At 37.7% G+C, this 14,961-nt stretch carries 13 protein-coding genes and 1 other annotated feature; of the genes, 12 read left to right on the top strand and 1 reads right to left on the bottom strand.

What is annotated here, in order from left to right:
- The first annotated feature begins 298 nt into the window (after positions 1-298).
- From DL897_RS01065 to DL897_RS01035, 7 genes are all read left to right on the top strand, one after another.
- On the top strand, positions 299-1,165 hold the full coding sequence (locus DL897_RS01065; RefSeq protein ID WP_113657276.1) for an ABC transporter ATP-binding protein: 867 nt from the start codon (positions 299-301) through the stop codon (positions 1,163-1,165).
- Entirely contained in the window at positions 1,153-1,785 is a 633-nt protein-coding gene (locus tag DL897_RS01060; RefSeq protein ID WP_113657275.1) for an ABC-2 transporter permease, read from the top strand. Before DL897_RS01065 ends, DL897_RS01060 begins: the two co-directional genes overlap by 13 nt.
- Positions 1,786-1,970: 185 nt before the next feature.
- Positions 1,971-2,180, top strand: a complete 210-nt coding sequence (locus tag DL897_RS01055) for a helix-turn-helix transcriptional regulator (RefSeq protein ID WP_113657274.1) — start codon at positions 1,971-1,973, stop codon at positions 2,178-2,180.
- 249 nt (positions 2,181-2,429) lie between these two features.
- Entirely contained in the window at positions 2,430-3,617 is a 1,188-nt protein-coding gene (locus DL897_RS01050) for an MDR family MFS transporter (RefSeq protein WP_168188585.1), read from the top strand.
- Positions 3,618-3,752: 135 nt separating this feature from the next.
- Positions 3,753-5,042 (top strand): glutamate-1-semialdehyde 2,1-aminomutase, encoded by a 1,290-nt coding sequence (hemL, locus tag DL897_RS01045; protein ID WP_113657272.1) that lies wholly within the window; start codon positions 3,753-3,755, stop codon positions 5,040-5,042.
- Between the two features lie 363 nt (positions 5,043-5,405).
- The gene (locus tag DL897_RS01040; protein WP_113657271.1) at positions 5,406-6,359 is read left to right on the top strand and encodes a LysM peptidoglycan-binding domain-containing protein; all 954 of its coding nucleotides are present in this window, start codon (positions 5,406-5,408) and stop codon (positions 6,357-6,359) included.
- Positions 6,360-6,384: 25 nt separating this feature from the next.
- Positions 6,385-7,446, top strand: coding sequence for a phosphotransferase (locus DL897_RS01035; protein WP_113657270.1), 1,062 nt, complete (start codon positions 6,385-6,387; stop codon positions 7,444-7,446).
- A gap of 71 nt (positions 7,447-7,517) precedes the next feature.
- On the opposite strand, the gene DL897_RS18785 is transcribed toward DL897_RS01035, so the two are convergent.
- Complete coding sequence (locus DL897_RS18785) at positions 7,518-7,649, bottom strand: hypothetical protein (RefSeq protein WP_276308536.1); 132 nt, start codon at positions 7,647-7,649, stop codon at positions 7,518-7,520.
- Between the two features lie 323 nt (positions 7,650-7,972).
- Here DL897_RS18785 and DL897_RS18070 point away from each other — a divergent pair, with 323 nt between their 5' ends.
- From DL897_RS18070 to DL897_RS01015, 5 genes are all read left to right on the top strand, one after another.
- Positions 7,973-8,125, top strand: a complete 153-nt coding sequence (locus tag DL897_RS18070; protein ID WP_168188584.1) for a hypothetical protein — start codon at positions 7,973-7,975, stop codon at positions 8,123-8,125.
- 169 nt (positions 8,126-8,294) lie between these two features.
- Positions 8,295-8,520: a binding site (T-box leader), on the top strand.
- A 40-nt stretch (positions 8,521-8,560) separates the two neighbouring features.
- Positions 8,561-11,215 carry a valine--tRNA ligase gene (locus DL897_RS01030; RefSeq protein WP_113657269.1) on the top strand — a complete coding sequence of 885 codons (2,655 nt, stop codon included), beginning with the start codon at positions 8,561-8,563 and terminating at the stop codon, positions 11,213-11,215.
- 118 nt (positions 11,216-11,333) lie between these two features.
- Positions 11,334-12,662: a bifunctional folylpolyglutamate synthase/dihydrofolate synthase gene (locus tag DL897_RS01025; protein WP_113657268.1), complete on the top strand. Its 1,329-nt coding sequence runs from the start codon at positions 11,334-11,336 to the stop codon at positions 12,660-12,662.
- Positions 12,663-12,701: 39 nt separating this feature from the next.
- Positions 12,702-14,084: a UDP-N-acetylmuramate--L-alanine ligase gene (murC, locus tag DL897_RS01020; RefSeq protein WP_113657267.1), complete on the top strand. Its 1,383-nt coding sequence runs from the start codon at positions 12,702-12,704 to the stop codon at positions 14,082-14,084.
- A 200-nt stretch (positions 14,085-14,284) separates the two neighbouring features.
- A complete protein-coding gene (locus DL897_RS01015; RefSeq protein WP_113657266.1) occupies positions 14,285-14,929 on the top strand; it encodes an SCO family protein in 645 nt (214 codons plus the stop codon).
- The last annotated feature ends 32 nt before the right edge of the window (positions 14,930-14,961 follow it).

The raw sequence follows: 14,961 nt of genomic DNA, 5'->3' as shown, positions 1-14,961 counted from the left end.
ATAATAATTTATTTGACAAAATATGTGTTTGAAAGTTTGACTTTTATACAAATTGAGGTTATTTAGAAATATAGTTATAAAATATATAATAAATTGTTATAAATCAATAATTTATGGAAGAATACCACAAGGACATTTTTGTTTGACTAAAATATTGGAAACGCTTTACTATTTCATGAGATTGTTAAATAATATTAACATATTTTCAGTATAACCTTATATATCTAAATATAAAATTGGTATAGATTATAAGGTTGTGGAGTTTAATAAGAAATTTAAATGTTAAGGGGAGTTTTCGATGAATTCAGTGATTGAGGTGAAAAACTTATATAAAAAATATGACGATTTTGCGTTACGTAATATTTCTTTTAAATTACAGAAAGGAAAGGTAATGGGGTTTATTGGACCAAACGGTGCTGGAAAAACAACAATGATTCGATTAATGATGAATCTGATTCGAAAGGATGGCGGAGATATCCGTTTATTTGGATATCCACATGATAAAAATCAAAAATATATTAAAAATCGAGTTGGTTTTGTTTATGATCAAAATTTTTTTATAGAAGAGTTAAGTGTTAAGATGTGTAAAGCTATGATTGCACCTTTTTATGATGAGTGGGATGATGATCTTTTTAACTACTATACTAATCGCTTTGAGCTTCCCCTAAATCGCCAAATTAAAAACTTATCCCAAGGGATGAAAACTAAACTATATTTAGCAATAGCCTTATCTCATCATGCGCAACTAATTATTATGGATGAACCAACATCTGGTCTTGATCCTGTATTTCGAGAAGAGCTCCTTAAGATTATTCGGGAAATTGTGAATGTATATAATGTAGCCATTTTCTTCTCTACACATATTACGGCTGACTTAGAGAAAATAGCTGACGAGATTACTTTTATTAATAAAGGTCGGCTTATATTTAGTGAGCGGACTGAAGTTATTGGGCGTAGCTTTCAAAAAGTGATGTTAGATCATGCGCCATTTTCTACTAGCGATAATTTGTTGATTGGACTACATAAAAGTGGCGATTATTATACAGCTATTACAAATCAATTTCCCTTGGTTGAAGCAAAATATCGTCCTGTGTCCTTTGTGCGAGCCACATTGGAAGATATCATGCTATACCATATTGAGGAGGATCGCAGATGCTTGCTCTGATTCGTAAAGAGTTAATTAATATTTATAATGGAACTTTCATATTTCTAATTACTATATTTTCAATAGGTTTACTGAAAACCTCTTGGGATGCTATAAGTGCTGTGATTGCGATTACATTTTTAATTGGCTTTAAAAACTTAGATAATGATCGAAAAGTAAATATGGATGTTATATTAAATAGTTTACCTGTTTCACGTGCGAAAATAATTATTGGAAAATATATTGCTTTTTATCTGTATCTTTTATTGGGATTTATTCTCCTTATTTCACTTTCAAAAATAGTTGACTACTTTTTTGCAGATTTTAAATTTCAGATGATAGATTTTAATCTTAAGGTTTTTTTGGCTGGGTCAATTATTTGGAGTATTTATATTTCAATATATCTACCTATTTCTATTTTAATTAAAGTCCAAGTAACACAATATATCTGTGGGTTTATGTTCGTTATATTTATACCCTATCTATTTAAATACATTACTAACGAAAATATAACACCAGGAGCATGGTTAATGAAACAACCTCCATCATCATTAATCATGATTCTTGCTATTTCGCTTATTATTGTTATGGCCTCATGTGCATTTTTATACGCTATTTATCGACGGAAAGAATTATTTTAGACCTATAACATATAAAATAAATTTAAATATGCATAAATTAGTTCGACCAAACACCTACTCAGATCAATGATAGGTGTTTTTTATTAAGATGAGATGCTAAAGATATGCTAATATGGAGAATAAAGTAAGAAAAAGGGAATACTATAACTATCTTTATTGAATTAAAAGGAAAGGATTGAATCAGCTTGTTAAAAAACCGAATTAGAGAGTTGCGTGTACGGGAGCGTCTAACTCAGACTGAGCTAGCGACAAAGATCGGTGTGTCCCGTCAGACGATTGGCTTTATCGAAAAAGGAGATTATTCTCCTTCAGTTGTGCTAGCGTTGAAAATTGCTCAGGTATTTCAATTACCATTGGAAGAGGTTTTTTGGTTAGAACAGGCTGAAGAAGACTGATGTTTTTTAAAAAAGTACCCTATGCTTATATACGTCTTAATTTTTTAATGTTATTTATAATTTATATTTTCATAATCAACTATACAATTGGTTCATTTTTCCAGTACCAAAGGTCTAGTATTATGACGAAATAAAATGTATTCTATAAATATATGGAAGGGCCTAAAAACTTCTTTAAAAATAGCGGCACAATTGCGTGTCGCTTTTTTCTGTGTTTTTAAACTTAAGATGGGGAAAGCAGGAGAGTGCATGAGGTTAAAAGAGTATCCGAGGAATGTTTGGATTTTAGCAATCGGTACTTTTATTTATTTGACCGGTTTATCTTTTTTATGGCCATTAGTAACGATTTATGTGGTAAAAGTATTAGGATCTTCAGAGGCTGTAGCTGGAGGCATTTTGTTCGTATACCAAGGAATGGGTGTATTAGGGAGTTTACTGGGTGGATTTTTACATGACAAAATGGGCGGAAAGAAAACAGTTGTAATTGGTAGCATTTGTGCTGCTGGTATGTCACTTGCATTTCTTTTACGCTCAGAATTGCTCTTTTTTGCTTTGATTTTGGGTTTATATGGCTTTTTTGTGAATATTGTTTTTCCTTCGCTTCATGCTATGGCTACAGAGATCTGGCCAGAGGGTGGACAAAAAGCATTTAATTTACTTTATATATTTCGTAATGTAGGTGTTGCTGTAGGATCTGCTTTGGGTGGTTTCTTGGCACAATTTTCTTTTACATATGTATTTATAGGAATTGCTCTCGTGTTTGTCATTTTTTTGTTTCTAATCGTCTTATTAGTACCTAATGTCCGTCAGGCAATCAGCCCAAAAGAGCAACATTACCAAAAGATACGTAAAGATCAACTGATCCCCATTATCGTATTATGTATAGGGCTCTCGATTTGTTGGATTGTTTATGTACAATGGCAAACGAATATCTCTTCTTATATGGCTAATTTAGGATTTTCACTTTCGGAGTATAGTTTTTTATGGACAATAAATGGCTTAGTTATTTTGCTTTTTCAGCCTCTCTTGGCCTGGGTGATTGGAAAATGGCAAGTAGCTTTAAGAGCACAGCTTTTGCTTGGAGTCATGTTATTTATTGGTTCCACCTTATTGATCAGCCAAGTACAGTTCTATGTTGGGTTTCTGCTGGGAATGGTGATCTTAACTTGGGGAGAAATTTTAGTTTGGACTGGTGTTCCAGCTATTGCTGCCCAATTAGCTCCAGCAGGAAAGTTAGGAAGATTTCAAGGTTTTGTAGAGTCAGCAGGAACTTTTGGACGGATGCTTGGACCCCTGATCGGTGGGATTTTATATGAAAAGTTTCATTCGCAAATCATGTTAATTATTATGAGTAGTTTTTTGGTAATCCCACTCGTTTGTTTTTATGTCTATCAAAAGTTTCAAATACCTAAAACAAGTGAGTTGTCTTCAAAATAAGAGTTCATGATCAGGCTCTTAATGAATCTGTTGAAAAAAATACTTAGCTCTTCCGTGAGTTCTGTTTGGTTTTGAGTTACAATAACGAGTGAATAGAAGTAACTAATTTCTGGTAGGGATTGGAAGTGAATTTGGATGCATAAAGGGTATGAAAGGTCGATTGCGAACTATCAGGAAGCTGTCAAATGGATTCCTGGTGGAGTAAATTCACCAGTTCGTGCCTTCAAATCGGTACAGATGAATCCTGTTTTCATCGCTGAAGGAAAAGGTTCTCATATATGGGATATAGATGGCAATGAATATATTGATTTTATCGGCTCTTGGGGACCTTTGATTATTGGACATGCTCATCCAAAAGTAGTAAAGAGTGTACAAGAAGCAGTGGCGAAAGGAACGAGTTTTGGCGCACCCACTAAGCTCGAGACACAGCTTGCACAAATGGTGGTTGAACGCATGCCATCCGTGGATATGGTACGGATGGTTAATTCAGGGACAGAAGCGACAATGAGTGCATTGCGTTTAGCTAGAGCTTATACAGGACGCCAGAAGATTTTAAAATTTGAAGGAAGCTATCATGGTCATTCAGATAGTTTACTAATAAAAGCAGGTTCAGGTGTAGCTACCCTTGGATTACCTGATAGCCCAGGTGTTTTAGAGCAAACAGCAAGGCATACGTTAGCTGTTCCATATAATGATTTAGAAAGTGTTCGGCTGGTGTTTGAAAAGTTTGGTGAAGATATTGCAGCTGTGATTGTTGAGCCTGTGGCTGGGAACATGGGGGTTGTCCCACCACAACCTGGATTTTTGCAAGGGCTGCGTGAGATCACCGAACAGTATGGAACGGTTCTTATTTTTGATGAAGTAATGACTGGATTTAGAGTCGACTATTATTCAGCGCAGGGAAAATACCAAGTAACTCCTGACTTAACAACCATGGGGAAAGTGATTGGTGGGGGACTTCCTGTTGGTGCTTATGGTGGGAAGAAAGAGCTGATGGAACAAATTGCTCCATCTGGACCTGTTTATCAAGCAGGTACATTATCGGGAAATCCAATTGCCATGACTGCAGGGATTGCTACCTTAGAAGAAATGACCCATGAGGCTTATGAAGAACTAGAAAGAAAAGGTCGCCGATTGGAAAAAGGAATTAAAGAAAATGCAGAGCAATTAGGGATTCCTCACCATATTAATCGAGTTGGCTCGATGGTTTGTCTTTTCTTTACTGGAGAAAATGTGGTTAGCTATGATCAAGCAAAACAGTCAGACCAAAAACGTTTTGCACAGTATTTCCGCTTCATGTTAGAGCAAGGTGTGTTAATTCCTCCATCCCAATTTGAAGGAATGTTTATTTCATTAGCTCATACCGATGAAGATATAGAACGTACCATTCAAGCGAACCGTTATGCATTGGAACATTTAGAATAAATCCATGTCTAATAGAAAAATAAATTTGAATGAACTCCAGCGTTTGTGCTGGAGTTTTTGTATATCTATGATAGTATAACATTCTATCTCTCTCTATGGTCATAAACTATAATTACATCTATATGAGAGAGTGAAGTGTCATGAAAAACAGAATCAGTTTAAAAAGATGAACAGCTCAAAGATGAGTGATTTTGGATAAGTTATAATCATTTCTTAAGTTTGCTCTTCATAACTAGCAAGCGAATCGGTATATACCTATTTTCTATGCATATAGATACAATACAGTAGAAAAATTGGAGCCTAATTCAACATCAAACGAAGAAAGATCCCAGAATAAGAGATCGGATCAAGGAGGGATTTCGATTGGCAGAAAAGGAGTTTCAGCAACTCCGCTTCGATATTTCTGAAAAAGTGACATTACACCCACAACAGCCCGGAATAGGTACTTTGTTGGAGTTAAACTTACTTCCCGATGTGGAAATTAAAGACGAAGGACAACATCTGAGAATTCATGGATTTTTACGCTTAAATGGTTTGTATCTGGGAGATGAAGTTCATAAAGATGAACAAGAAGTTCACCTCGAAAATTTAATACGTGAAGAGATTGCCTATGTGATTCCCGTTGAAATCACGCTTCCAGCAAACCGGGCAGAGCCCAATTACGTTTCAGCAGAAGTGGAATCTTTTGACTACTCAGTTTTATCTCCTTTTGAGCTTCAGATCGAAGCCATCTTACTAATTGATGGATTACTGCCTGAAGTTGAAACAACTGAAGCTGACAAACTCGCTTTTTCAGCCTCTCCAGCAAAAGTAGCTTATTTAGCAGAAGGAGATCAAAATGAAGAAGAGTTGCCTGCCGAAGAGTTAGTCTCTTACTCTCCAGTAGAAGAAGAGATTGTATCAAAAGAGACAAAGATTGACTTCTCCATGCCCACTTCCAAAGAAATGGATACCTCAGATGAAGAAGAAAAAATGGTTGCAAAAAAGAGTCCAATTCAATTACAAGATGAAGCTATAGAAGAAGATCATGAGCATGAGGATAAGGAAGAGTTATTCAGACAGGAAAAAGCAGAACTGGAGGAGGAACAGGAAGGACTAGATTGGATTCGTTGGCTTGTACGGGGTAAAGGTGAAACATTTAAGCCGATGCGTATGGTTATCGTACAAAAAGGTGAGTCTGTTGAGTATTTAGCAGATCGCTTTGGGGTATCAAAAGATCAATTAATTGAAGTCAATCAATTGAATTCGGACTATATCGAAGAGGGGGAAATTTTATACATCCCTCAATCGAGAAGAATAGGGCCTAGTGGAAATTAAGGGAAAGAAGAAGGGGGCCTAAACTTTGTCTTTTACGTCAAATTATAACCCCAGCTTAACTAAAGTAATTCAGCTTTATGGATGGACTCCAAGTAAAATCCAACAATTCGGCAAAATATGGAAAATAACAGACCGAGATGGGTCCATTTATGCACTAAAAAAAGCAAAGCAATCAAAAGCAAAGTTGATGGTACTTCATCATATGTTAGAAGGAGTGCAGGAGGCTGGCTTTTCCCATCTACTTCCGTGGATCTCTTCTCAAGACGAAGAGCCTGTCGTATCAGTGAATGATGAAAACTGGTATGCGACTCAGTGGAAACAAGTAGACGAAAGTCAACATCTCTCCTCCATTCAACTGATCCGCTCACTTGGAAAATTACATCACTTGGCGCAAGCGATGGTTGATCCTTATCCTGAGTTAGCCACACAAATTAGTAAAGAGATACCTAAAGAGTGGAAGGAAAAAAAAGAGGAACTTTTCTTTTTGACTAAAGAAGGTGAACGGCAGTTTTGTTCTCCGTTTGAGAAGGTATTAGAACAAAAACGGGATATGATTGAGCGGAATTTTGATTTTGCGATTCGTGGTTTAGAACGATTTGTAGAAACTGAATCAGGAAAAGCTCCTAGATTTACCATTTGTCATCGCCGAATTCATCCGAGTAATGTAATCGTAAGTGGTGATCAGTTTTATTGGATTGATTTTGATCATGCACAAGTAGATAGCCCAGTTCGGGATGTAGCGATGTTTTTACATCGATTTGTGGAACAAAAAGGAGAAACGCAAGATTTAGTTCGGCTTTTAGAAGCATATCAACAAGAAAATCCCCTGCTTCCAAAAGAAAAAAGATTGTTAGCGATTTATCTAGCTTATCCTGAGCGAGTTATCAAAACAGTTCGAAGGTATATTGCACAACCTAAATTATCTACTGAAGCGGATTATGTAAAGAAGTTAGACGGAGAAATTCAGCATATTGAAGCCATTCAAGAAGTGGTGCAAAGTTTATGGTCTACGAAGGTCCGTTTGGGTACAAAGCGATCTGCTACAGACCGTACAAACGAAAAAAGTAAAGGAAAAAGGAAAAAGTAATGGAGTGTGTTTAGATTGGGAATGAGTGAGTCAAACTGATCTAATTAGTTAGACTCACCCATTCCTTTTTACTAAGTTGCATCATCCTTATCATCCAACTGACTCGATTTTTTTACTTTTTTGGTCTGCTTTTTCCTAACGAGTATTTGAAGTCCCTTAATGGAAAAAGAAAGGCTAAGTGCTAACAGAAATGCTTTGATCATAAAAATCCCTTCTATCCAATGATTGAAAAATATTCGCGAAGGAAATAAATTTTCCTTTATCCAAATTATATGACTGGAAATGTCACTTGGTTTGGGTTAACACTACTGGAATGCAAGAGTTGGACAAACAATCAATGAATCTAAAAAATATGACCTAACAGAGGTTAATCTCCCACTTCGTTAGCTTGAAGTGGGAGCACTTTTTTAGGAAGGGGGATAGAAGTTAAAGAATCGTTCACTAGACAGATAGGTACAAAACAGGCAGAATAAGAATATGTTAAAATGAAAGCAGCAGGATGATTTAGGAAGGGGATTGGCGATTGGTGAAAACCTTAATTAGGAAAGTCTATCGTGGAGTTTTCTTTGTATTATTTTTAAGTATTATGTTATTATGTACTGTCCTTTTATTGGCATTTTTAGCAGATCCCACGATGATGTATGCGACTATTAAGAAAATATTTGGTGTAGTGCATTAATTTCTAAATTTTACAAATGTGACGTATAGCTAGCTAGGGGCTTTTTTATAGGTATTTAATTGATATTGCCGGCTTTCACAAAATGGGTACCCAATTACTTGTGCCGCCCCACAAATTTGACTTCACAAAATAACCAGTGTAGAATAATATAAATAGAAAACGTTTATATTTTTAAGCTATGACAAGGAGGAGTAAGCAAGAGCACCCTTTAGAGAGAGAAACCCATGGCTGAAAGGTTTCTTAGGGCATGCATTGCTGAATGTCGCCTTGGAGCTGTTAGTCTGAACAATCAAAGTAGGACTAACCGGATCAGTCCGTTATGGAATGAAGGTGCACTATGCTTTTGTATAGTGAACAAAGGTGGTACCGCGAAAAACAAACCTTTCGTCCTTTGAGGATGAAAGGTTTTTTTATATGTATAAAGGAGGATGCCAGATGGCACAGGAAATTAAAAGTCATTTACCCTCGGCTTATAATCCGCATGAAGCTGAAAAAAAGTGGTATGATTTCTGGTTAAATGGGAAATTTTTTGAAGCTGGGAAAGACCCAAATAAAGTCCCATATACTATCGTGATTCCACCACCAAACGTTACCGGAAACCTTCATATTGGTCATGCTCTCAATAATACATTGCAGGATATGTTGATTCGTTTCAAACGGATGCAAGGATATGATGTATTATGGCTTCCAGGAATGGATCATGCAGGGATTGCGACACAAGCGAGAGTAGAAGGAAAATTACGGGAAGAAGGGGTTAGTCGTCACGATTTAGGTAGAGAAAAGTTTCTCGAGAAGGCTTGGGAATGGAAAGATATTTATGCCAAGAACATTGCACGTCAATGGAGAAAAATGGGCATTTCGATTGACTACTCTAGAGAACGGTTTACCCTTGATGAAGGGCTTTCCAATGCAGTAAAAGAAGTTTTTGTTCGCCTCTATGAAAAAGGATTAATCTACCGTGGAAAGTATATCATCAACTGGGACCCTGTAACTCGGACTGCTTTATCAGATATTGAGGTAATTCATAAAGAAGTAAAAGGTGCACTTTATCATATGAATTACCCGTTAAAAGATGGGTCAGGTTATATACGTGTTGCAACAACACGCCCAGAAACGATGCTTGGAGATACTGCAATTGCTGTTCATCCAGAGGATGAAAGATACCAGCATCTCATCGGAAAAACTGTCATATTACCGATTGTAGAGCGAGAGATTCCGATTATTGCAGATGAATATGTTGATCCTGAATTTGGTAGTGGAGCGGTGAAAATTACCCCAGCCCATGACCCAAATGATTTTGAGATGGGACAACGTCATGGGTTAGAGCAGATCGTCGTTATGAATGAAGACGGCAAAATGAATGAAAATGCTAGACAATATCAAGGTATGGATCGTTTTGAATGTCGAAAGCGTATTGTTAAAGATCTTCAAGCGGCTGGGATTTTAATAGAAATTGAAGAGCATGTCCATTCGGTTGGTCATAGTGAGCGTTCGGGATCGGTGGTTGAGCCTTACTTATCAACACAATGGTTTGTGAGGATGAAACCGCTTGCGAAACGGGCAATTGAACTTCAGAAGGATAAGGAAGGCGTTCGTTTTGTACCTGATCGGTTTGAAAAGATTTATCTAAATTGGATTGAAAATGTTCGGGACTGGTGTATTTCTCGTCAGCTGTGGTGGGGACACCGAATTCCAGCATGGTATTGTGATGATTGTGGTGAACTGACCGTTGCTCGAACGGCCCCAGATGCTTGTCCATCTTGTCACAGCAAACAACTGAGACAAGATGAGGATGTGCTAGATACTTGGTTTAGCTCGGCTCTATGGCCCTTTTCCACTTTGGGTTGGCCTGAGGAAACAGCTGATCTTAAACGCTATTATCCAACGGATGTTTTGGTTACAGGTTATGACATTATTTATTTCTGGGTTGCACGTATGATTTTTACAGCACTTGAATTTGTAGATCAAAAGCCATTCAAAGATGTACTGATGACCGGGCTTGTCCGTGACGCTGAAGGTCGAAAGATGTCCAAATCCCTCGGTAATGGTGTGGATCCGATGGATGTGATTGACCAATATGGTGCGGATGCTATGCGCTTTATGCTTTCTACAGGATGTACCCCTGGGAATGATCAACGTTTCCGATATGAGCGAGTTGAATCTGCTCGTAACTTTGCCAATAAAATTTGGAATGCGTCTCGTTTTGTATTGATGAATATCGAAGGTGTATCCGAAGAGGAACTAAAAATAACGGGTGATCTTTCTATAGCTGATCGCTGGATTTTACATCGTCTGAATGAAACGATCAAAGATGTGACTCGGTTATTGGAACGCTACGAATTTGGAGAAATGGGACGTGCTTTATATAATTTTATTTGGGATGATTTTTGTGATTGGTATATTGAGTTTGCCAAATTACCACTCTATGGAGATAATGAGATTGCCAAACGAACCACACAAGCTGTATTGGTACATGTTCTAGACCAATCACTACGCTTGTTACATCCTACGATGCCATTTATTACGGAGGAGATTTGGCAGCATCTGCCGGTCGACGGTGAAAGTATTACGATTTCTGCATGGCCTGAAGAAAATTCGACCTTCTATGCTCCTGAGTCTGAGCAAGAAATGCAAATTCTGATCGAAACGATTCGTGCGGTTCGAAATATCCGAGCAGAGATGGAAGTTGCCCCTAAACATCAGATTGAGTTATTGATTCGCCCAAGTGCTGAGGTGATTCAAACATTCCGGAACAATGAGGCGGCGATCAAAAGACTTTGTGGAGTTAGTCAGTTGTGGTTAGATCCTGAGCTAAAACGTCCCGACAAATCGATGACTGCTATTGTAACAGGTGCAGAACTATTCTTGCCACTTGCTGGTTTAGTCGATATTGAACAAACGGTCGCTCGGCTTCAAAGTGAATTGGAAAAGCTAGATAAAGAAGTAGCAAGGGTTGAGAAGAAATTAGCCAATCCGGGCTTTGTAGCCAAAGCACCACAGCAGATCGTGGAAGCCGAACGGCAAAAAGGAGAAGAGTATAAAGCTAAGAGAGAAAAAGTACTAGCTCGTTTAGCAGAAATAAAAGGGTAGGCATACCACCTACCCCCTCCTTTTGTTATTGACAAATTCTAAGCTTCACGTGCAAAATGAACAAAGTATAGATCATTGTATTTACTACAGAGATCTTTATGAAGGGAAGCGAAGTAGGATGAGTCAGAGCCCTATTTTTGTGCAAGCGGAAGATGTTTTACATTGGATGAATGAAACTTGTGCTGCTAAAATCCAACCCGGTTTAGAACGAATGGAATGGATGCTAGAGAAGTTAAATCATCCTGAACGCAGATGTAAGTTTATTCATATTGCTGGAACCAATGGGAAAGGTTCGACAGCTGCCATGATTTCTTCCGTACTCAGAGAAGCTGGATATAAAACAGGATTATTTATTTCTCCCTACGTAATAAGATGGAATGAACGAATTCAAGTGGATGGAAAACCCATTTCAGATGATTCCTTTGTTAAATGGGCGAATTATTTATACCCCTTTATTCAAGAGATGATCGATGAAGGCCCAGGAGCTCCTTCTCCTTTTGAATATTGGACACTTGTTGCCCTGTGCTATTTCGCTTATGAGGAAGCTCCTTGGTTTATTGTATGGGAAACAGGGTTAGGTGGAAAATGGGATGCTACGAATATCGTAATCCCACTTGTTTCTGTATTTACCCAGATTGGACTCGACCATAGGGAGTTTTTAGGAGATACCATAACAGATATTGCCAGAGAAAAAGCAGGAATTATCAAATCAGGTGTTCCAGTCGTTTCTGGAACGATTTGTAGAGATGCAGCCCAAGTCATTAAATCAGTTGCAGAAGAGAAAAATTGTCGGCTTTATGAGGTAAATAAAGACTTTTCGATTACTCTCTTAGAGCAAACAGCAGACTTCCAAATATTCCGCTTTACAAATATATACCAAAATTTGCCTTCATTAAAAATCCCTTTGAAGGGCTCACATCAATTGCAAAATGCAGCAACTGCTATCATGACTTTGGAAGTACTCCGGCAAAATTATGCAACGGTGTTAGAAGAGATGCATTATGAAAGAGGGCTGAGTCAAGTAGTATGGCCTGGTCGATTAGAAAAAGTAGGAGAGAATCCATTTATTTTATTAGATGGTGCACATAATCCAGATGGTATGAAGGCGTTAGCAAAGGCTATCCAAGAGTTGAATACATATGATCGTTGTATTGCTATGATAGCGATGATGCGTGATAAACAAATAGAGGAAATATTGCAACCCCTGATTCCTTTGGTAGACCAATTCGTGATTACAGAAGTAGCGAATGTACCACGATCTATGTCTGCTCATGAATTAGCTGAGCAAGTTAAAGCCATTGCTCCAGAAAAAGAAGTGAATGTGTTTGCTTCGGCAAGCGAAGGTTTAACTTTTATGAAACAGCATGCATTAGACCATGATCTATTATTGATAACGGGATCTTTGTACTTGGTTTCGGAAGTTCGGTCGTTACTCACAAAGGAATAGGTTGTGACATCTAGGTAAATAAAGGCTGGTGGATAATTAATGAACCAAAAAAAGCATGTGCATTTTATAGGGATTGGTGGCTATGGAATGAGTGCCATCGCACGTGTTTTACTTGATTTAGGGTATCATGTTTCAGGATCAGATGTAGCAAGGAATAAACTGGTTGAAGGCTTAGAAAAACGGGGTGCAGTTGTATCGATTGGTCACGATCAAGCCCATATTGATGGTGCTGGGGTCGTTGTTTACTCTTCCAGTATTGCTTCAGATAATATTGAGCTAGTCGCAGCTAGAGAGAAGGGAATCGAAACACTACATCGTTCGCAGATGTTAGCACGACTGCTTAATAATAAAAAGGGGATTGCTGTGGCTGGTGCACATGGAAAAACAACCACATCTTCCATGATCGCACAAACTTTAGAAATTTGTCAGGTAGATCCCACCTATATTATTGGAGGAGAAATCGTCAGTTTAAAAGGAAATGCAAAAGCTGGAAAAAGTGAATGGGTTGTGGCAGAAGCGGATGAAAGTGATGGGACTTTTCTCGAATACTTCCCTTATATAGCCGTAGTTACCAATATTGAGGCGGACCATTTAGAAAACTATGATGGTGATTTCAATAACTTAAAACAAGCTTATCAACAATTTTTAAGTCAGGTTCGCCCAGAGGGAATCGCTATTTTAAATGTGGATGATCCTTATGTTCGCGAACTAGTTAAACAGGCCCAGTGTAAAATTGTCACTTATGCGCTGGATCAGTCAGCAGATTATCATGCTACAAATATTCGTTTCCATGATCGTGAAACCACTTTTACAGTGGTACAGGGTACGGAGGTTTTAGGTGATATCACTTTACAAGTTCCTGGGAGTCATAATGTATCCAATGCACTAGCAGTTGTGATCGCTTGTTTAGAAGTGGGTGTTTCTTTTGCAGATATTTCCAAAGCTTTGTATCAGTTTCAAAGTACAAAACGGCGCTTTCAAGTGATTGGAGAAGTAGATGATATTTTAGTTGTAGATGACTATGCACACCATCCCACAGAAATTCAAGCGACACTCAAAGCAGCGAAGGCTTTAAATCGGAGAATTATAGCAATCTTCCAACCTCAAAGATATTCAAGGACTCATCTATTGTTTCAAGAATTTAGCCAAGCATTTACCGAAGCAGATGTGGTAATTATTAATACGATCTATGCACCAGCTGGAGAAGAACCGATCCCTGGAGTTAGTGCAGAAAAGCTTGCTGAGCTAACCAAACAAAATAGTAATCCAAATACACGCTTTATCGACCTAAAAGAAGAGATTGTCGATTATCTCCTTACACAAGTAAAACCGGGTGATTTAGCTTTAACGATGGGTGCAGGTGATATTTGGCGTGTCTCTCACCTGCTTGTATCCGAACTAGAAAAATTGCATGTAAAGTAAATATCGTATAAATGGGTTTCTCTTGCCGCTCTACGAATAGCGAATAGAGAAACTCATAATCATCGATTTACAGTCCGAGTATGGACTGTTTTTTATTAAAGATAGTATAAAAGAGCTATTTTATATCACAAATTTGTGACAGACCTTTTGTTTTAAGAGGATTGTGCTATGTTAATAAATAGATTAGAGGAGGGTCTGATATGAAAAGGACATGGCAATTATGTGTTATCATCTTACTTATGGCAAGTCTTATTGTTGGATGCTCAACCAATCAATCTGGCCAAGCATCTGAACAAAATAATCCATCTACCCATCAACAAAATACGAATGTGGCAGATCTAAACTGGAAAGTCAATGACTTTAACTATAAAGATCAAAATGGTAAACCATTTGGGCTAAAAGACTTGAAAGGGAAAATTTGGCTAACCGATTTTGTCTTTACACGTTGCCCTAATGTATGTCCGCCTATGACCGCCAACATGGCAAATGTTCAAAAAGAATTAAAGAAGGCAGGACTTGATATACAGTTTGTATCTTTTAGTGTAGATCCCGAATATGATAAACCGGAAGTGCTTAAGACATTTGGTGAAAAACATGGAGTCGATTTTGCGAATTGGTCGTTTTTAACGGGCTATACATTTACAGATATTCAAAAAATGGCGATGGATACGTTTAAGGGAAGTATTGATAAAGCAAAAAGCCCATCACCTGATGTCGTACTGTTTAATCATCCAACTCAGTTTTTTCTAGTTGATCAAACCGGTAAAGTGATTAAATTTTATGATGGCTTAAAACCAGATATGAAGCAAATTACCCAAGATGTAAAACAACTACAAAAGAAATAGTCTTTACCAGTGGTGTCGATTCGAAGGAGAGC

The organism is Thermoflavimicrobium daqui (assembly GCF_003313465.1).
Taxonomy (GTDB): Bacteria; Bacillota; Bacilli; order Thermoactinomycetales; family Thermoactinomycetaceae; genus Thermoflavimicrobium; species Thermoflavimicrobium daqui.
Note: the sequence above shows the minus strand (reverse complement) of the source record. Positions and strands in the feature narration are given on the sequence as shown.

What these genes read in the sequence shown, in the direction of transcription:
- DL897_RS01065 (WP_113657276.1), top strand. Translation starts at nt 299, where the DNA reads ATGAATTCAGTGATTGAGGTGAAAAACTTATATAAAAAATATGACGAT.
- DL897_RS01060 (WP_113657275.1), top strand. Translation starts at nt 1,153, where the DNA reads ATGCTTGCTCTGATTCGTAAAGAGTTAATTAATATTTATAATGGAACT.
- DL897_RS01050 (WP_168188585.1), top strand. Translation starts at nt 2,430, where the DNA reads ATGAGGTTAAAAGAGTATCCGAGGAATGTTTGGATTTTAGCAATCGGT.
- hemL (WP_113657272.1), top strand. Translation starts at nt 3,753, where the DNA reads ATGCATAAAGGGTATGAAAGGTCGATTGCGAACTATCAGGAAGCTGTC.
- DL897_RS18785 (WP_276308536.1), bottom strand. Translation starts at nt 7,649, where the DNA reads ATGATCAAAGCATTTCTGTTAGCACTTAGCCTTTCTTTTTCCATTAAG.
- DL897_RS01030 (WP_113657269.1), top strand. Translation starts at nt 8,561, where the DNA reads ATGGCACAGGAAATTAAAAGTCATTTACCCTCGGCTTATAATCCGCAT.
- DL897_RS01025 (WP_113657268.1), top strand. Translation starts at nt 11,334, where the DNA reads ATGAGTCAGAGCCCTATTTTTGTGCAAGCGGAAGATGTTTTACATTGG.
- murC (WP_113657267.1), top strand. Translation starts at nt 12,702, where the DNA reads ATGAACCAAAAAAAGCATGTGCATTTTATAGGGATTGGTGGCTATGGA.
- DL897_RS01015 (WP_113657266.1), top strand. Translation starts at nt 14,285, where the DNA reads ATGAAAAGGACATGGCAATTATGTGTTATCATCTTACTTATGGCAAGT.